Annotated in this window: 20 protein-coding genes; 4 read left to right on the forward strand and 16 right to left on the reverse strand. The window is 62.5% G+C overall.

The features are described from left to right. Window position 1 precedes the first annotated feature (1 nt). The 8 genes from EWM57_RS13345 to EWM57_RS13380 form a co-directional block, all read right to left on the reverse strand. A complete protein-coding gene (locus EWM57_RS13345) occupies window positions 2–769 on the reverse strand; it encodes a hypothetical protein (protein ID WP_129921651.1) in 768 nt (255 codons plus the stop codon). A gap of 145 nt (window positions 770–914) precedes the next feature. Next, window positions 915–2117: a class I SAM-dependent rRNA methyltransferase gene (locus EWM57_RS13350; RefSeq protein WP_129921652.1), complete on the reverse strand. Its 1203-nt coding sequence runs from the start codon at window positions 2115–2117 to the stop codon at window positions 915–917. Between the two features lie 97 nt (window positions 2118–2214). Beyond that, window positions 2215–2769: a hypothetical protein gene (locus EWM57_RS13355; protein ID WP_129921653.1), complete on the reverse strand. Its 555-nt coding sequence runs from the start codon at window positions 2767–2769 to the stop codon at window positions 2215–2217. 88 nt (window positions 2770–2857) lie between these two features. Continuing rightward, the gene (locus EWM57_RS13360; protein ID WP_129921654.1) at window positions 2858–3313 is read right to left on the reverse strand and encodes an SRPBCC family protein; all 456 of its coding nucleotides are present in this window, start codon (window positions 3311–3313) and stop codon (window positions 2858–2860) included. Between the two features lie 243 nt (window positions 3314–3556). Continuing rightward, a complete protein-coding gene (locus EWM57_RS13365) occupies window positions 3557–6523 on the reverse strand; it encodes a DEAD/DEAH box helicase (RefSeq protein WP_129921655.1) in 2967 nt (988 codons plus the stop codon). A 182-nt stretch (window positions 6524–6705) separates the two neighbouring features. Then, on the reverse strand, window positions 6706–7935 hold the full coding sequence (locus EWM57_RS13370; RefSeq protein WP_129921656.1) for an ABC transporter permease: 1230 nt from the start codon (window positions 7933–7935) through the stop codon (window positions 6706–6708). 99 nt (window positions 7936–8034) lie between these two features. Further along, window positions 8035–8844 carry a class I SAM-dependent methyltransferase gene (locus tag EWM57_RS13375; RefSeq protein WP_129921657.1) on the reverse strand — a complete coding sequence of 270 codons (810 nt, stop codon included), beginning with the start codon at window positions 8842–8844 and terminating at the stop codon, window positions 8035–8037. Between the two features lie 105 nt (window positions 8845–8949). Beyond that, complete coding sequence (locus EWM57_RS13380) at window positions 8950–9384, reverse strand: ribosome-binding factor A (RefSeq protein WP_129921658.1); 435 nt, start codon at window positions 9382–9384, stop codon at window positions 8950–8952. Window positions 9385–9532: 148 nt separating this feature from the next. Here EWM57_RS13380 and EWM57_RS13385 point away from each other — a divergent pair, with 148 nt between their 5' ends. Next, window positions 9533–10945, forward strand: coding sequence for a hypothetical protein (locus tag EWM57_RS13385; protein ID WP_129921659.1), 1413 nt, complete (start codon window positions 9533–9535; stop codon window positions 10943–10945). A gap of 91 nt (window positions 10946–11036) precedes the next feature. Here the strand turns inward: EWM57_RS13385 and rpiB are convergent, their stop codons facing one another. From rpiB to EWM57_RS13400, 3 genes are all read right to left on the reverse strand, one after another. Then, a complete protein-coding gene (gene rpiB, locus EWM57_RS13390) occupies window positions 11037–11468 on the reverse strand; it encodes a ribose 5-phosphate isomerase B (RefSeq protein WP_129921660.1) in 432 nt (143 codons plus the stop codon). A gap of 20 nt (window positions 11469–11488) precedes the next feature. Next, complete coding sequence (gene tatC / locus EWM57_RS13395) at window positions 11489–12361, reverse strand: twin-arginine translocase subunit TatC (RefSeq protein ID WP_317128184.1); 873 nt, start codon at window positions 12359–12361, stop codon at window positions 11489–11491. 150 nt (window positions 12362–12511) lie between these two features. Then, a complete protein-coding gene (locus tag EWM57_RS13400) occupies window positions 12512–13801 on the reverse strand; it encodes a serine hydroxymethyltransferase (RefSeq protein WP_129921661.1) in 1290 nt (429 codons plus the stop codon). A 162-nt stretch (window positions 13802–13963) separates the two neighbouring features. Here EWM57_RS13400 and EWM57_RS13405 point away from each other — a divergent pair, with 162 nt between their 5' ends. Together EWM57_RS13405 and EWM57_RS13410 are read left to right on the forward strand one after the other, a co-directional pair. Continuing rightward, window positions 13964–14524: a hypothetical protein gene (locus tag EWM57_RS13405; RefSeq protein ID WP_129921662.1), complete on the forward strand. Its 561-nt coding sequence runs from the start codon at window positions 13964–13966 to the stop codon at window positions 14522–14524. 64 nt (window positions 14525–14588) lie between these two features. Then, window positions 14589–15392 carry a tetratricopeptide repeat protein gene (locus EWM57_RS13410; RefSeq protein WP_129921663.1) on the forward strand — a complete coding sequence of 268 codons (804 nt, stop codon included), beginning with the start codon at window positions 14589–14591 and terminating at the stop codon, window positions 15390–15392. 109 nt (window positions 15393–15501) lie between these two features. On the opposite strand, the gene EWM57_RS13415 is transcribed toward EWM57_RS13410, so the two are convergent. The 3 genes from EWM57_RS13415 to EWM57_RS13425 form a co-directional block, all read right to left on the reverse strand. Then, entirely contained in the window at window positions 15502–16200 is a 699-nt protein-coding gene (locus tag EWM57_RS13415; RefSeq protein ID WP_129921664.1) for a metallophosphoesterase family protein, read from the reverse strand. Window positions 16201–16285: 85 nt separating this feature from the next. Continuing rightward, window positions 16286–16501, reverse strand: a complete 216-nt coding sequence (locus EWM57_RS13420; RefSeq protein WP_129921665.1) for a hypothetical protein — start codon at window positions 16499–16501, stop codon at window positions 16286–16288. A gap of 78 nt (window positions 16502–16579) precedes the next feature. After that, complete coding sequence (locus tag EWM57_RS13425) at window positions 16580–17086, reverse strand: hypothetical protein (protein WP_129921666.1); 507 nt, start codon at window positions 17084–17086, stop codon at window positions 16580–16582. A 208-nt stretch (window positions 17087–17294) separates the two neighbouring features. On the opposite strand from EWM57_RS13425, the gene EWM57_RS13430 reads away from it, so the two are divergent. After that, window positions 17295–17543 (forward strand): 4a-hydroxytetrahydrobiopterin dehydratase, encoded by a 249-nt coding sequence (locus tag EWM57_RS13430; protein WP_129921667.1) that lies wholly within the window; start codon window positions 17295–17297, stop codon window positions 17541–17543. 75 nt (window positions 17544–17618) lie between these two features. Here EWM57_RS13430 and EWM57_RS13435 read toward each other — a convergent pair whose 3' ends face one another. After that, a complete protein-coding gene (locus EWM57_RS13435) occupies window positions 17619–17813 on the reverse strand; it encodes a PID-CTERM protein-sorting domain-containing protein (protein WP_129921668.1) in 195 nt (64 codons plus the stop codon). Next, a partial coding sequence (locus EWM57_RS13440; protein ID WP_129921669.1) for a T9SS type A sorting domain-containing protein occupies window positions 17810–18119 on the reverse strand: 310 nt, incomplete at its 5' end. The genes EWM57_RS13440 and EWM57_RS13435, both read right to left, overlap by 4 nt.

The raw sequence follows: 18119 nt of genomic DNA on the forward strand, positions 1-18119 counted from the left end.
GCTACAAGGAGTAGCCGTAGGAAACCCGCAGCGCCACGTAGCGGCCCTTGTTGAGCAAGGCCACGTCGTAGTCCTCCACCGTGTTGGTGCGGGTGTTGACGTAACGGAAAAGCTCCGATTTTAGCTGGTCGATGGTGCGTAAGCCGTGGTAATAGCGCCCGGTCACGCCCAGCGAGGAGCGGCGGCTCAGCTGGAGCTCAGCCCGGGCTTCGGCGAAAACGCCCCAGTTGCCTTGGCGGACGTGTTCTAGGTTGAGCACATAGTCGACCCGCTCCTCGGGTAAGGGGCTCAGGTCAATGCTGGTCAGGGGCGGCGGAACGGTAGACACCGAAATCATGTAACCTATTCCGCCCAGGGCGCTAAGCTTGAGCTTCTCGCCCACGGCCGTCACGTAGCCGCTGCCGAGCGTGAAGTGGGCCGGCGCGCTTCGGATGGAGCCGGAGCCGCTGTTGGAGCCCACCACCGCGCCGTTGGCCGTCCGCTGCCAGACCAGGGCATCGTTGCGGACGCCGCGGGTGAGCCCGGCGCTGTTGACGGCCAGCACCGTCAGAGAGTGGCCGGCTTCGTAGCGCAAACCCAGCGAGAAAGCCGTGCTGATCCGGTGCAGCAGCCGGGTTTTGGGCGGCAAGCCCTTGGGCGCCGCCAGCGCGGTAAAGCCAATGCACGGTCCGCTGCCCGCTTCCAGGGTGAAGTGCTGGGCCTGGGCTGCGGGGCAACCGGTAAAAAGTACGCTGATAACCAGCGCGGAAGGGATAAGCCAATGACGCATAGTGCAGCCTGCCTCAGGCAGTTGGAAGAGTATAAAGACGTGTAGTTCGCCACGGCGCTCTTGACCCAATGAGCCAAATTGTTCGCTTCCGCTGCGGGCTGGTCTTTTAACCTAAAACTGCCTGAAATATTGCGTCACGCGGCGCTTACTCCACGGCCAGCACCAGCCCCTTCAGGTACTCGCCTTCGGGGTGAAACAGGCTCACGGGGTGGTCGGCGGGCTGGGTGAGGCGGTGCAGGATGCGGGCCGGACGCCCGGCCTCGATGGCGGCGGCCAGCACGGCGCCCTCAAACAGCTCGGCCGATACCACCTGGGAGCAGGAGAAGGTAAACAGCAGGCCGCCGGGGGCAATCTGACGGATGCCGGCGGCGTTGAGGCGCTTGTAGCCCATCAGCGCGTTGTGGCGGGCCGAGAGGTGCTTGGCAAAGGCCGGTGGGTCGAGCACGATAAGGTCGTACTGCTCCTGGCTGCCCTTCATGAAGGTGAACACGTCCTGGGCGTAGGCTTCGTGGCGGCCGGCGGGTGCCCCGGCTTCCTCGGCCAGCGTGGCGTTGCGCTCGGTCAGCTCAATGGCGCGCTTGGAGCTATCCACGGAGTGCACCAGCTCTGCCCCGGCTTGCAGGGCGTAGGAGCTGAAGCCGCCGGTGTAGCAGAACGTGTTGAGCACCCGGCGGCCCGGGGCGTAGCGGGCCAAGAGCTGGCGGTTGTCGCGCTGGTCGATGAAGAAGCCGGTTTTCTGACCCGTTTCCCAGTCCACGGCGAAAGGCTGGCCGTTTTCGTGCACGATGTGCTCGGAGCCGGTGCTTTCGCCAAACAGGTAGCCATTCTTGGCGTCGGGCGCAGCTTTGGCGGGGACGGTCTCGGCGCTCTTGTCGTAGATGGCGCGGAGCTTGTCGCCGAGCACGGCCTGCAGGGCGGCGGCAATCTGGGGCCGGGCGTGGTACATGCCCGCGCTGTGGGCCTGCACCACGGCCACGTCGCCGTATACGTCGATAATCAGGCCAGGCAGGCCGTCGCCCTCGGCGTGAGCCAGCCGAAACACGTTGGTATTGCCGCTGCCGGTCAGGCCCAGATTCTGGCGCAGGGCGTAGGCATTGCGGATTTTCTCTTCCCAGAAAGCGGCGTCGGGCGCGGCGGCCTCGGGGCCGAAGGCCAGCATGCGCACGGCAATGGAGCCGGGGGCGTAGTGGCCCATGCCCAGCACCTCGCCGTTAGAGGCCTGTACCAGCACGATTTCACCTTCCTGCGGCTGCCCCTGCATCCGGCCAATGGCGCCCGAAAACACCCAGGGGTGGAAGCGACGCAGGGAATGATCTTTACCGGGCTTGAGGGTGACAATGGCAGTCATGGCGAGGAAAATGTAAAAGCGGACTGCAAAGGTAACCCCGGATTTTTCGGATTCGCCGGGCCAACCGGATTTTGTCGCCCAAAGCCCGGGCCGGCCGCTACTTAAACGGGTCGAGGTAGGCCACGAGCACGGCCAGGCCCGCCAGGCCCGCCAGCACGGCCCACACCGGTCCACCCCAGATCAGCAGGCCTAGCAGGGCAATGGGCAGCACCACCAGCCCGAGTACGCCCAACACCGTGGTGCCCAGCCCGACTTCCGCGCCGTGCCGGGGTGCCCGGACTAGCTGCCCGAAGGTAGCTTTCCTTGCGGCAACAGCGGGCTGCGCCGCCCGGCTCTGAATGGCCGGGCGGGCGCTGGGCTCACGTACTATCCGCGCCAGTAGCCTGGCTTGGACCGGCTGGGGGAGCGGGCGCCGCGCTGATCGAGTTACCTGGGCCGGCGTAGCGCGTGGGGCCTGGCGGGCGGCTTTCGGAGCTTCAGCCACGAAAGCGGGCTCCGCCGTAGTGGCCGAAGCTATGGTAAGTGGTGGGGCGAGCTGAAACCGGAAGGCCGTGCGGCTGGCTCCGCAGCTGCTGAAGAGCAGGGAAAGCCCGGTCAGAAACAGGGAGGCGGAAAGCCGCACGCGGCGGGCAGAGGTAGCGCTGAAAAGCATAGGCGAAAACCGGGAGAGCAACAAGATACGCGGACTAGCCGGGCTCTCTATACGGCAACGCCCGAAGCAGCGCCGTAAGCCACCGCAATCAGCGCGCCTCAGGTCGGCCGAAATAGCGGCGGTAAATCGGCTTGCGGTAGGCGAACTGGGCCCACATAGCCGGGTAGAGCAGGGCATCGAGCAACACCGAGGCCGTTCGAAACTCAATGGCATCCACAATCACGCTGCCCCCACCCGGACCGGGCTCAATCAGGTGGCGATGCCGCCAGTAGCGCAGCGGGGCGGGCAGCACCTGGCCTTCATCGACAAAGTAGTGGGTCCCATCGGGCCGCTGGCCGTGGTCGGTAATCAGGCTGGTCCAGCGCTGACGCAGCGGCCCCGTTACCAGCTCAATTTCCACTTGGTCGCCCCGCCGGCAGCCGTCGAAGCGGCGGAGGCTAAACCGGGGAAACGGGGGGGCCAAAGCCAGAAATAACTCCCGGGTGAAGCCCGCCATAACCTGGGCGGGCGGCTGGGCAACGGGAGTGCGGAGGGTAAGGAGCATGCGGAAAAGAGTAGGGCCAACGCGCGGGGAAGCCAGTGCCCTCAGCAACCGGCCCCGGCCGGTGGTTGTTTCGCTCATTCCGCCGCTGCCCGCCGTGCCGCCGTAGTGTGCGTCTTTGCGGCAGTGCAGGATCAGAGGGAAAAGCGGCCGCTATGGAGCCTGCTCTGACTAACCCCCAAGGCAAGCTGCTTAAACAGGACACAGCAGACCGGGAAACCAATCAAACGGCGCTTCACCTAGACATTATCCCAGCAGCTCCTCGATATCCTCCTTGGTCAGGCTCTTGATAATGGCCTCGTCGGTGGTAATGAGGTCGGTGACGAGCTGAATCTTCTTGTTCTGCAAAGCCAGGATTTTCTCCTCTACCGTGTTCTTGCTGATGAACTTGTAGGTGAACACCGTGCGCTGCTGCCCGATGCGGTGGGCGCGGTCCACGGCCTGGGCTTCCACGGCCGGGTTCCACCACGGGTCGAGGATGAACACGTAGTCGGCGGCGGTGAGGTTGAGGCCCACGCCGCCGGCCTTGAGCGAAATCAGGAACACGCGCAGGTCCTCGGACTCCTGGAAGCGCAGCACTTCTTTGTGCCGGTCCCGGGTGTTGCCGTCGAGGTAGGCATACTCCACCTGCTTCTCGTCGAGCGAGGCCCGCACAATGTCCAGGTGTTTGACAAACTGGCTGAACACGAGTACTTTGTGGCCTTCGGATACCACGCTGCGAATCATGCGAATCACTTCCCGCAGCTTGCCCGACTCGTGCTCATAGTCCTCATGAGCCATGCGGGGGTGGTTGGCAATCTGCCGCAGCTTGGTCAGGCCCTGCAGCAGCATAAACTGGGTGCCAGCCGTGCCGTGCTCCTCGATGTTCTTGAGGATCTTGTTGCGGTAGTAGCTCTTGGTTTCCTCGTAGCAGTGGGCCTGCTCCTCGGTCATGTGGCAGTAGCTCAGATGCTCAATCTTGGCCGGCAGCTCCGTCGCGACCTGGGCCTTGTGCCGACGCAGGATGAAGGGCTTAATCAGGGCGTGGAGCTTGCGGGTGCGGCCCTCGTCCTTGCCCTTCTCGATGGGCTTGAGGAACTCTTTGCGGAAAAACGTCTGGGTGCCCAGCAGCCCGGGGTTGATAAACGACATCTGCGACCAGAGGTCCATCGTGCTGTTTTCCACCGGCGTACCGGTCAAGATCAGGCGATGGCGGGAGCGCAGGTTGCGCACGGCTTGGGAGGTCGTCGAGCTCGGGTTCTTGATGGCCTGCGACTCGTCCAGAATCACGTAGTCGAAGCCGTAGGTGTGCAGCAGCTCCACGTCGAGGCGCACAATGCCATAGCTGGTCAGCACCACGTCGTAGTCGGCAAACTGCTCCACGTTTTTGTCGCGGTAGGTGCCCGTGTACGTCAGAATGCGCAGGCCGGGGGTGAACTTCTGGGCCTCGCTGAGCCAGTTGTAGACCAGCGAAGTTGGCATCACCAGTAGCGAGGCCGCGCCCTGGGCCTCCCCGCTTTCCTTCCGGTCGAGCAGCAGCGCCAGCGTCTGAATCGTTTTGCCCAGGCCCATGTCGTCGGCCAGGCAGCCGCCGAAATGGTAGTCCTTCACGAAGTGCAGCCAGTTGTAACCGGCCTTCTGGTAGGGCCGCAGCTGCCCTTTGAAGCCCGCGGGCATGGCCCGGTCTTCCACGGCCTCAAACTCGCGCAGCTTCTCCAGCTTCCGCGACATGGTCACGGTGGCTAGGTTGCCGTTCTGCAAATCTGAAATCAGGGCCAGGTGGTGCTTGCGCAAAGTCAGGTGCTGCTGGTGCTCCTCGGAGAAGGCAAACAGCTCCAGGTATTGGGTAAACCACTCCTCGGGAATAATGGCAATCTGCCCGTTGGGCAGGCGGTACTCGTGCCGGCGCCCCAGGATATAGGGCCGCAGCTTGATAAACGGAATTTCGAACTCGCCGAAGCGCACCGTGCCGTGCACGTCAAACCAGTCGTTGCCCTCCGTGATGCCCACCTGCACCGTGACGGCACCGATAAAGTAGTCTTTGGACGAGGTGTGGCCCTGCTGCACCGTGAAGCCCAGGCGGGCCAGCTCTTCGGCGTGGCTGTGCAGCCAGCGGAAAGCGGTGGCCTTTTCCAGCACCGCGCGGCCGTTGCGCACTTCCAGGGCGCGGTCGGCCAGCTCCCGGATGATTTCCTGCTCGTGGTCGAGGTTGCGGATCAGCCGGTGGAAGATGTAGGAGTCCTCGTTCTTTTCCAGTTTCACGCACACCCGCTTGTCGTAGCTGTTGTGCACGGTATGGTCGCCGTAGCGAAACGAGAGGTCGAAGTGGATGTGGTCGGAGGGCGCAATAGCCACCATCGTGGCCTCGGCGGCGGCGCCGCGGCGGGCCGGCGTAGCGCGGCTGCGCTCGTCGTCGGCCACGATGACGGCCCCGGGCGTGTCGGAGAAGGTGAGTTGGGGCCGGGCCACGTAGCGCTCCGAGCGGATGTCGAAGCCGCGGGCGTGCACGTCGAACGACTCGACCAGCGGGGCCACGAAGCGCTGGAAGTAGCTGTCTTCGACCTGGCGGGGAATCACGATAAACTTCTTATTCAGGAACGGCTGCAGCTTCTTGCCGTCCACGTCGTTGCGGAAGTTGTAGAGCTGGTCGCCGAGCAGCATCCAGGCGGGCTGAGTGCACACCATGACGGCATTCTTGAACTGAAAATCCAGCTTCTGCCCCTGGTACTGGATGGTGGGGAAATAGTGGGTGCTGTCTTCGTTGCGGCGGAAGTGGAACAAAACCGACGCCGGCTCCGGGGCCACGCTGATTTCCTTCCAGGTGGGCTCCCCGTCCTTGCCCATGATAAATACCTGCTTGCCCTGCAGCCGCTCCAAGATCTGGCCCATGCGCTCCTGCACGTAGCGACAGATAGCATCCTGCAGGCCTTTGTCGCCCTTTTCGGGGTCGTAAATCTTGAGGAAGAAGTCGGCGGGGGTGGTTTTCTTCGACCAGAACTCCTTGATGACGGCGTCCTGCTGGATCTGGTCGGTGAGGGCGACGAGCTCGAAGTCGGTTTCGTCGAGGCCGTCGGCAAACTCGGGGGCGTTTTTGGCCGAAACGGTTTGGTGCTGGAGCGTGAGCTGTCCGCGGCCGTTGCGCTGGACGACGTAGGAATCAAATAAATAGCCCAGATACTCGTGCTCAAGTAACGAGTAAACTATCTGAAAGGGCTGTGAAGTCGAAACCTTCATAGTCGTATAACCAGCGGAAAAAGAACATTAAAAGTAAGGTTCAAATACTAAGTAGTCGATTTTTTCGTAAAAAGTAAAATTAAATATGGTAATAGTTACATTAATATAAATGAAATCGGCTTTTCCACGGTCGAGTGGTGCCGTGGGGTATACGAACCAGTACTTAATTCGGTAACAAAGAGTTACAAATTGTCCCGCAACGCCTGCCGCGAGGCATTCAAAGCCGGCCGAATCGATACCGTCATGGTGATAACCACAATGGCCAGCCCGGTTAGGACAATGTCGGAAAGCTGCATTTTGACGGGATACGAATCGACCACGCTGGTGGCCATGCCCATCGAGACGATGTGGAAGGTCTGCTGGAGCCAGCAAATCAGGATGCCCAGGGTGAGGCCGACGACGGCGCCTACCAGAGCCACAATGGAGCCCTCAAACAGAAACACGTTGCGCACGGTGCGGCTCGTGGCGCCCATGGCCATCAGAATGGCAATGTCCTTCTTCTTGTCGATAACCAGCATGGAGAGCGAAAAGAAGATGTTGAGCGAGGCAATGAGCAGGATGAAGGCGAAGGTGATGAAGACGAACATCTTCTCCACCTTGATGGCCTTGAGCAGGCTCACGTGCTGCTCGTCGGAGTTGTAGACGTGGAAGCCCGGGCCGAGCAGCTTTTTCAGGTCTTCCTGGGCTTCCTCGATGGTGCGGCTCTCCCCCACCTTGATTTCGAGGGCCGTGCGGCGGTTGCCGTACTTGAGCAGGCTCTGGGCAAAGTCGAGCGGGACGAAGATGTAGCTGTCGTCGATGTGCTGCTCAATCAGGAACACGCCGCCGGCCACGATGCTCTGCTCGGTGAAAGCCGTTTCGGGGTTCATCGACAGCGTTTTCTTGCCCGTGTTGCGCGGATACAGCAGGCGCAAGGGCGCAAACTTGTTGTCGATGGCAATGCTGAGCTCGTGCTGGACGCCGGCCCCGATCAGGGCGTAAGGCTCCTCGTTGCGGGTCAGGCGGTGGTCGCCCTCCACGATGGCCGAGTCGATGTTGCTCTGGGCAAAGTAGTTGTCGCTGACGCCCTTGAGCTTGACGACCATCTGCCGGTCGTGGTACTGGAGCAGGGCGTTGTCTTCGATGACTTCGGTGAGCAGGGCTACGCCGGGCGTGGCGCGGATGCGCTGCAGCAGCTGCTCGTTGGTTTCAAACGACTTGCCCTTCACGGCCGAAATCAGCAGGTCGGGGTCCGACTTGCCGTAGAGCGTGCGCACCAGATCCTCCAGCCCGTTGAACACCGACAGCACGATAATCAGCGCCATGGTGCCCACGGCCACCCCCACCATCGAGATGTTGGAGATGATGCTGATGATGTTGCGCTTGTTCTTGGACGAGAAGTAACGCCGGGCAATGAGCAAGGGAACGTTCATGCGGGGCGTAGGCGAAAGAAGGCGGTGATGGAAAAGCTGAACAGATCGGAAGACACAACGCAGGAGCCAAGATACGGGACTGCGCTTAAAAGGTCGTGCTTACTTCCAGGCTTTCACAATCAGGCCAGTGCCCGAATCGTGCTTGGAAGTGGAATCAATCCAGTTTAGCAGCAGACAGAAGGGGAAGGTGACGAGGTAGTAGAAGGGCAGCAGCAGGAAAAACCACTTCGAAGCGCCCAGCATCAGAATCGGGTACTTCATGCTCAGCCGCCACGACACCTGGCCCGGCTCGCCGTAGCTGTAGCGGGCCTCAATGCGCTCGAAGCCGGCCGTGCGCAGCTTCTGCTGAATCTCGTGGATGTTGTAGCCGTCGCGCACGTGCTCCTCAATAAAGGAAGTTTCGCCGTCGGAGTGCACGTCGGAGCCGCCCTGGTCGGAAGGAGTCGAAATAAGCAGCATGCCGCCGTCCTTGAGCGAGGCGTGGATGTTGCGGAACACTTCCACGTCTTCCAGAATGTGCTCCATCACGTCCACCGACAAGGCCAGGTCGAAGGTGTTGGGCTCCCGGTAGAGCACCAGGTCCTGGACGGCAAACTGCACGTTGGTACGCCCGATTTCGCGGAAGAAGCGGTTGGAGTCGGCAATCTGCTCGTCCTTCACATCGACGGCCAGAATCTGCCACTTCTTGCTCAGGCTGCTCATCCAGTACGTGTACTGCCCGTAGCCCGAGCCGGCGTCAAGAATGGTCAGGGCCTCATCCTGGCGGCCGGCAGCCCACTGCCGCAGCTCGCGGTGCACGTGCCAGGTGCGCAGCAGCAGCAAGTCGAGCAGGAAGTAAAAGATGCGGCGCAGCAGCGGCGTGCGGTTAAACACTTCGCCCAGAGACTTCTTAATCGGGTCGTAGTACAAGTGGTGAAATTGTGAAGTGGTGAAATGGTGACGCTGTGAAGAGGCAGGAAATGACGAAGCTGGAGAAAGAAAAACTCACAAGTTCACCATCTCACAAATTCACCTTTACTCGTCTTCGTCGGCAAACAGCTTGGGGCGCGGGGGCGCGGTTGGGGCGTCGTCGGGGGCGGGGTCCTCGGTGGGCGTTTCGGCCGGAATGTTGAGCTTACCGAGCACGGCGTCCATGTGGGCGGCGTACTGGGCGCTGTCGTCGAGGAAGAACACCAGCTCGGGAATGATGCGCACCTGTTTGCGGATGCGCTTGGCCAGAGCCTGCCGGATGGCCTTGGCGTTGTCCTGCACGTTGGCCAGGGCTTCTTCGCCTTTGCCGGCCAGCAGGGAGCTCAGGTAGATGCGGGCCACGCCCAGGTCGGGGGAGATGCGCACGGTGCTGATGCCCGGCGGCAGGCCCGGAAACAGGTGGGGCAGGTCGCGCTGAAATACGGCGGCCAGGTCCTGCTGGAGCAGGCTGGCAAACTTTTGCTGTCGTTTACTTTCCATAAGAATCAGCAAAGATAGGAAGTTAAGGGCTTGGGGACTTAGGTTCTTGGGCGCTTAGATTTTTGGGGGCGGCCGTTGCCATGCCGCTTCGCCGGATGCCAGTACCTTTGCCCCGCTTTCTTTCGCCGTTCCAACCCCGGTTCCTGCCGTGCTTCGTTTCTTTAAAAGTCCGCTGCCCTCCCGCCTGGTGGTGCTGGTGCTGCTTATTCTGGCCGTGCGCCTGCCCCTGCTCTGGCTGGGCATTCCGCTGACCATGGCCGAGCTGCGGGCCATGCTGGTGGGCGAGCGGCTGCACGAAGGGGCCCTGCTCTACCGCAACCTCTACGACAGCACCGCCCCGCTGGCCGCCCTGCTGTTCGGGGCTCTCGATGCCGGCCTGCACCGCCCGCTCTGGCTGTACCGGCTGCTGGCCCTGGGGCTGCTGCTGTTTCAGGCCCTGCGGCTGAATCTGGTGCTGAACCGCGCCGACGTGCACCCTGAGCGGGGCTTTGTGGCGGCGCTGACCTACCTCGTGCTGGGCAGCATCACCGCCGACCTCGACACTCTCTCGCCGCTGCTGGTGGGGCACACGTTCATTGTCATTGCCCTGAGCGCGCTGCTGCCCACCTCCCGGGAGGGCTACGACAACCGCCGGCTGTTTCGGGCGGGCTTCCTGATTGGGGTGGCGGCGCTGTGCTACCTGCCGCTGGCGCTGTTTCTGCTCGTGGGGCTGTTTGCCGTTATCATCTTCGCGGCCAACTCATTCCGTAGCTTTCTGCTGCTGGTGTGCGGGTTTCTGTTTCCGTACGCGGTGGCCGCCACGTTCTTTCTCTACACCGACTCCCTGCCGGGCTTCTCGCAGTTTCACCTGCGGCCCACACTAAGCGGCTTGGTGGCCGGGGCCGATGGTATTCCGCTGTTTGTGCAGCTGCGCCTGCTCATTATTCCGGGCGTGGTGCTGCTGCTGGCTTTGGGCCGCTCGTTTACCACTTCGCTCGGGCTGGTGTTTCAGATTAAGTTTCAACAGTTGATGCTCGTCTGGCTGCTGGTGGCGGTGGCTATGTCGGCGGCGGGTCGGGGCATGGCGCCGGGCACGTTTGTACTGTTTCTGCCGCCCCTGACCTACTTCAGCCTGTTTTTGTGGCAAAAGGCCCGCCATGCTTGGCTGATGGAAGTGCTGCTGCTGGCGCTGGTGGGCTTGGTGGTGGTGGTGCGCTACCGCACCCTGCTGCCCCTGGATAAGGTGGTGCCCATTCCGGCGGAGCAGCGCTACGCCGTGCAACCCGACCCGACCTACGCCACGCTGCAAAACCGCCGCCTGCTGGTGCTGGGTCCCGACCGCCGCCCCTACCTCTACAACCGCTTGGCCACGCCCTACCTCGACTGGCAGCTTTCCCAGGTCGACTTCGGGCATCTGGACGAATACGCGGCCGTCTTTCGGCTGGCCCAGAACTTCGCCCAGAGCCCGCCCGAGTACATCATCGACAACGCCGGCCTGATGACCGAGCTAACCTACAAGGTGCCCGCCATTTTCGGTCACTACCATCCCACCGCTATGCCCCGGCTGTACCGGAGAAAGTGAAATAGTGAAGTGGTGAAATGGTGAGTTTGACGTTCAAGCCGCGCAACTGGCGCCAACAAAACGTCAAACCCACCACTTCATTATTTCACCGCTAGCAGTCAATCTTGTTGACGCGCTTCTGGTGGCGGCCGCCTTCGAAGGCCGTGTTCAGGAACTGGCTGACGATGGTGCGGGCGTCGGCTTCGCTCACGAAGCGGGCCGGCACGCAGATAATGTTGGCGTCGTTGTGCTGGCGGGCCAGGGCGGCCACCTCGGGCTCCCAGGCAATGGCGGCCCGGATGCCCTTGTGCTTGTTGGCCGTGATGCACACCCCGTTGGCCGAGCCGCACACCAGAATGCCGCGCTCCAACTCCCCACTCGTAATGGCCGAAGCCAGCGGGTGCACAAAGTCGGGATAGTCGACGGAGGCCAGGGAGTCGGTGCCGAAGTCACGCACCTGGTAGCCTTTCTCGCGCAGCCACTGGGCCAGCATCTGCTTGTATTCGAAGCCGGCGTGGTCAGAGCCGATGGCAATGGTTTTCATGGTCGGAAAGTCAGAAACGGTTAGGAGGCCACGCCGTTGTTGGCGGCCAGCTCGTCGTTGAGGCGTTGGGTGCGGTTGCGGCTCACCACCCGGGCAATGTTGATACTCAGCTCATAGAGAATCAGAATCGGGATGGTCACGATAATCTGGGCCGAGATATCGGGGGGCGTGATGACGGCGGCAATGATGAGAATGACCACAATGGCGTGCTTGCGGTAGAGCCGCATGATTTCGGGCGTAATCAGCCCGGCCTTGGCCAGGAAGAACACAATCATGGGCAGCTCAAACACGAAGGCCGTCGAAATCGACATCGTGGTGAGCGTACTCAGGTAGCTCTGCAGGTCAATCTGGTTTTCAATCGTCGGGTCGACGGTGTACGACGCCAGGAAGTTGATGCTCAGCGGGGCGGCAATGTAGTAGCCAAACAGCAGCCCGAGCGCAAACAGCACCGACACGAAGAACACCGCGCCCTGGGAGTTTTTCTGCTCGTGCGGGTACAGGCCGGGCTTGATAAAGCGCCACAGCTCCCAGAAGGTATAGGGGAAAGCCATGACCAGGCCCACCATAAAGGAGGTGCTGATGTGCATGGTCAGCTGCCCGCTCATTTCGCGGTTCTGGATGATAAAGCCCACCTTGTCGATGCACAAACTGGGCGCCCCGATCAGGTTGCCGAATTTGCAGAACATGCGGTAGGTCCAGAAGTCGGAGCGCGAGGGGCCCAGAATCAGGTCGTGAAACAAGAAGTCCTTGGCAAAGAAGGCCGCGGTGGTAAAGATGACAATCGAGATGGCCGAGCGGATGATGTGCCACCGCAGGGCTTCCAGATGGTCGATAAACGACATTTCGTGCTGTTCACCCAGGTTACCGTCGGGTGAAAGTTGAGTTTGATCCACTGAAGGGGCAATGAGGGAATGGAGAATGGCCGGATGGGCGGCCGCAATAGTCAAGCAACAAACGAAATCCGGCCCAAACAGGATGCTGCGCGGCCGCAATTCGTTCGGGCAACCCCTCCGTCAGCCACTCACCCATTCGCCCGCCGCGGCTTAGGCAAACAGCGGATACTGCTGCATCCACTCGTTGACCTGCCGCCGCACCTGCTGCAGGTGGGCTTCGTCGCCGTGGTGCATCAGCACGTCGTCGATAAAGTCCACGATGCGGACCATATCGGTTTCGCGCAGACCCCGGGTGGTCACAGCCGCCGAGCCGATGCGCATCCCCGACGTCACGAAGGGCGACTTGTCGTCGAAGGGCACCATGTTCTTGTTGATGGTAATGTCGGCCTTGATGAGCGTGTTTTCGGCCAGCTTGCCGGTCAGGCCCTTACTGCGCAGGTCGATGAGCATCAGGTGGTTGTCGGTGCCGCCGCTGATGATCTGGTAGCCCCGCTCCACGAAGGCGCCGGCCAGGGCCTGGGCGTTTTTGATTACCTGCTGGGTGTAGTCGGTGTAGGCGTCGGTCAGGCATTCGCCGAAGGCCACGGCCTTGGCGCCGATGACGTGTTCCAAAGGGCCGCCCTGGGTGCCGGGGAAGACGCCCGAGTCGAGCAGGGCCGACATCATCCGGATGTCGCCTTTCGGCGTTTTGAGCCCAAACGGGTTTTCGAAGTCCTTGCCCAGCATAATCAACCCGCCGCGGGGGCCGCGCAGGGTTTTGTGGGTCGTGGTCGTCACGATGTGGCAGTGCTCGAAGGGCGAGTTGAGCAAACCCTTGGCAATGAGGCCGGAAGGGTGGGAGATGTCGGCCAGCAGCAGGGCACCCACCTCGTCGGCGGCTTCGCGCAGGGCTTTGTAGTCCCAGTCGCGGGAGTAGGCCGAGGCCCCGCAGATGATCAGCTTGGGCTGCTCACGCCGGGCCGTTTCCTTCACCTTCTGCCAGTCGATGAGGCCGGTTTCGGGCTCCACGCCGTAGAACGAAGGCTTGTAGAGCTTGCCCGAGAAGTTCACCGACGAGCCGTGGGTGAGGTGGCCGCCGTGGCTCAGGTCGAAGCCCAGGATTTTGTCGCCGGCGTTGAGCACGGCCAGCATCACGGCCGCGTTGGCCTGGGCGCCGGAGTGAGGCTGCACGTTCACCCACTCCACCCCGAAGAGCTCCTTGGCCCGGTCAATGGCGAGCTGCTCGACCTGATCCACGATTTCGCAGCCCCCGTAGTAGCGCTTGCCGGGCAGGCCCTCGGCATACTTGTTGGTCAGGATGGAGCCCTGGGCCCGCATCACTTGCTCCGAGACGTAGTTTTCGGAGGCAATAAGCTCGATTCCGTGCGTCTGACGCTCTTTTTCCTGGCGGATGAGGTCGAACAGGACTGTGTCCTGGGCAATTGCGGTGCGGGTTTCCATAGGCTCAAAAGTACGGCGGGGGTGGGGAACTACCAACTTACGGCCGGGCCGCGCGGACGGCCGTCGGCGGGCGTAAATAACGCTGCCGCGCCGGATTGCGTTGGTTGTGCTTATCTTGTTCCGCCCCCGGGCCCCACCCGCCCATCCTTACCTGGTATACCTATGTCCACCGTCATAAATCAACAGCTGGCCGAAACCCTGACGCAGATGCGCGTCGGCAACCAGGCTTTTCTGATCAGCTTCTACCAGGACAACCGCGACCTGTTTGCCCGCTGGGCCCGGCGTCAGCACCAGCTCGACCCGGCTGCGGCCCACGAGCTGCTGCGCACCGTGCTGGTCGACTTCTACGACCAGGTGGCCGACGGCCGCCTGACCAAGATGCCGGCCGACGTGCGCAACCACCTCTACGGCATGGCCCAGGAGCGCATGGAAGCCGCCACGCGCCAGAGCACCGGCACTGAGGAGCTGCCCGCCGCCGAGGCCCGCCGCCGCCAGCGCATGCTGCGCCTGTTTCGCCAGCTCGGCTCCGACAGTCAGCTGCTGCTAATGTACTTCTACTTCAAGGCCTTCAGCTTTGATAAAGTGGCGGGAAAAATGGGCTACGCCAATGCCACTGTAGCCCGCTTGCAGAAAGCCAATTGCCTGCGCAAGCTCTACGAAATCATGAGCCGCGACCAGAGCGAAACGGACGGTGCCGCGGGAATTTCACCGTCGGCTGGCTGATTGTGCGTAGTTTAGCCCCCGCTACCGTTCTGCTGCCCTCCTCCGTTACCCGCTTCTCCGCCCTATGACGCCGCCCGTTGACCTGCGCCCTTACCTGGATGAGCTGGAGCGTTTTGCTGATGGCCAGATGACGCCCATCGAGCAGGAGGCGTTTGAGCAGCGGCTGGAAAATGATCCGGGCCTGCAGCAGGCCTACGAAATCTACGAGCAGATAACTTCTGACCTGCGCTGGGTGGCGGGCCACGAAACCCTGCGCCACCGCCTGCAGGGCCTCGACATGCGCCTCGACCAGCGCCAGGAAGCCCTGGGCCGGATGCACCGGCGCCAGCGTCGGCAGCAGCGCCGCTGGGGCGCCGTGGCCTTCGGAGCCGTGTTGGCCGTGCTGGGCCTGTGGCTGGTATTTCGCACCCCGCCCCGCGACCCCCAGCGCGACTGGATTAAGTATTACGTGCCCGACCCGGGCTTGTCCGAGTCGGCGTCGTTGTCCAGCCACCGGCCCCTGCTGGCCGAAGCCATGGAGCAGTACCGCGCCGGCCACTACCCCGCGGCGTTGCACGCCCTGCGCCGTATGCCCACCGACAACGTGGGGCAGGACACGGTGCTCTACTACAACGGCGTAATTCTGCTCCGCCAGGACCAGGCCGCCGCCGCCCGCCCGTTTTTGAAGCGGGTCAGCCAGATGTCGGGGTCGAGCTTGGCCAACAAGGCGCGCTACCACCTGGGCATGGCCTACTGGATGGCGGGGCAAATTCCCGAAGCCCGCGCCGCCCTGCGCGAGGTGGCCTCCGACTCTATTAACCCCTACCGTAAGCCCGCCCGGCAGGTCCTCGACGCCAAAGTCATCATCCCCCAGGACTCCTCCCGGTAAGTGGTGAACTTGTGAATGGAGCGTTTTTCGTTCGACTTGCGCTAGCGGCGCCAGTGGCGCAAACGCGCACCAGCGCAACGACAACTCACGAGTTCACCATCTCAGCACTTCACCTCACCGCAATGGGATAAGGCGGCTCGATATTGGGCTGCAGCACCAGGCGGAACGAATCCAGCTCCAGCGCCGCCAGGTGGCGTAGCTCGGGGTTGTGGCGGTACACGCAACCCGTGTCAAGGCCGATGCTGCCGGCCTTTTCCTGTACCTGCTTTTCCACCTCGGCCGTGGGCGTCGGGACGTGGCCGTGCAGCAGGCGGCGCCCCTGCAGCCGGGAGGCGTCGAAGGTGAACTGCTTGATATTCATCATCGTGTGCGGATCCTCGCGCATCTGCTCCGGCGGCAGGCGGAAGTCGAAGCCAGCGTGCACGAGCGTGAAGCCCGGAATGTCGAGCTGGTAGGGCAGGGCGTCCAGCCAGGCCAGGTAGGGCGCGGGAATATCGGTGGCCTGCGCCACGCCGAAGCTCTGGAGCGTGAGCTGCCGGTCGGCCGCCGAGGCCCAGAGTTCCGCCTGCCGGCCGCGGGCCGCGTCGAGCAGCTCCTGGTCGTGGTTGCCGCGCAGGCACTGCACCCGGTAGCCCCGCGCCGGCAACTGCATCAGGTAGTCGAGCACCCCGCGGCTGTCCGGCCCTTTGTTAACGTAGTCGCCGAGCACGTACAACTCATCCCGGGGCGTGAGGCGCAGCTTGTTTTCAAGCAGCACCCGGAAAGAATGCAGGCAGCCGTGCAGATCGGTGGTGACGTAGCGGGCCATAATGGTCGTTGGGCGTAAGGAAACAACAAAGAAAAAGCACCCGCGGGGAGCAGGTGCTTTTTTCTAACAGCAGGCCTATTCCGGCTTAGCTGTACGGTGGTTTGTCGATATCGGGCTTGTCGAGGTTGCGGTTGGGGTGGCGCTGCCCGGCGTCGAGGGCTTCCTGCTCCAGCCGGTCTTCGGTGGATTCGTCGAGGTCGTTTACGGGCAGGTCGCCGGAGCCCTTGGGCTGGTCCGACTGCGAGGGGCTGCCGTGGTTTTCCTTAGACTGCTGGTTGGTGTTATTGCTTTGGTAAGGCATGGCGTCTCAGGGGGTTAAGGATGTTGAAATCACTGCAGGAAATTACTGGCAATAGGCACTGGTAGGCTAGAACCGTCTTTACTGGTCAATGGCCGAGTCGGAGGCGTTAGGATCGAGTAGCTCGGCGTTGGTACGGGTGCTGGCGCCTACCTTGGACGGGTCAGGCTGAATTTGCTCCATCTGCCCCATGCCCACGCGCGACTCGGGGTTGCGCATTTCGTCTTTGCCGGCGCGCTGGTCGTCGGCGTCGAGCTCGTCCACGGGGCGCGCGGTACGCCGCTCGTCGAGGTCATCGTCGGTGGGCAGGTCCAGGTTTTCGCGGCGGCCGGCACCTTCGTCGGCCGACAGGATGTTGTCGGCGGGCCGGTCGGCGCGGTCGGTGTCTTCGTTGACCGACACGGCCGTGCTGCCACTGCCGCTGTCGGTGCCGTAGCCTTCCTTGCCGTCGCGGTTGCCGAAGCCCCCGCGGGCGGCCTCATTCTTGGGCGGGCTGGCCCCATCGATGATGTGGCCATCCTGGAATTCCTGTTCGGTGGTATCGTCGTTTATCACCCGCACCGGGCGGTTTTCTGGGTCAATAGCCATGAGGCGGAATGTTTAGGTGTGGAGGTATGGGGTGGAAGAAGTATGTACTAGGTTTTTTTGAATAGGGTTGTGGTAGGTGCTCCGGCGAATCGGAGTAAACGGCCGGGCTCCTAAGCCAACTCATCCGGCCACCTAGTTCCTCTCACGGCGTATTCAACTACATTGCCGGGCGCCAAACTCAATTTTTAGCGAACTGATATACAGATCTATGTGGACCGAACTCGATAACGCCCTCACCCGCACTTTCCGCTTCCCGGATTTTGAAGCGGCCTTCGCCTTTATGACCGACGTAGCCGCCGAAGCCGAGCGCCTCGACCACCACCCGTGGTGGGCCAACGAGTACGGCCTGGTCGAGTTTCGCCTGCGCACCCACGACGCGGGCAATACCCTCAGCCAGCGCGACCACCGCCTAGCCGCCGCCATTGACGCCGTGGCAGCTAGGCACGGCGCAGAGTAGCGCCAAATGCAACCGCCGCGCCCGGTACTCCAAGGCAGGAGCACGGACGCGGCGGCGCAAACGGGGAAGGATAGCTTACGCTTTTTGCTTGCGCAGGCGGCGCAGGGCGTAGCCGGTACCGGCCGCCAGCAGCAACGAGGCGCCACCGTCGACGGGTACGTCGGTCACGGCGCCGGGGCGGGGGCCGCCGTTGCCGGGGCCCTGGGCCCGGACGGCCGGGGCGGCCAGCAGCAGGAAAAGAATAAAGGTTGAGCTAAGAAGCTGTTTCATGAGAAGTCGGAGTTGAGCAAAGAAATGAGCCGATTGACCAAACCCGACTGCCGGGTAAGGCAGCCGGGTTGGTCAAGGAGGCAGTAGTTCACCACCACTTTTTTGGTGATGGTCGTGTTGCCAGCCTGGATGTGCAGCAGGTACACGCCCAGCGGCACGTCCTGCACGTCCATCGTGGTCTGGGCGCCGGCGGCGGGCAAGGCCAGCAGGCTCGTGCGCACGGTCTGGCCCAGCACGTTGACCAGCGTCAGCTGGGCCTGGCTGACCCCGCTCACGGCGGGCACCAGCACGGTGAAGCTGCGGTGG

This window comes from Hymenobacter persicinus, assembly GCF_004167665.1.
Classification (GTDB): domain Bacteria; phylum Bacteroidota; class Bacteroidia; order Cytophagales; family Hymenobacteraceae; genus Hymenobacter; species Hymenobacter persicinus.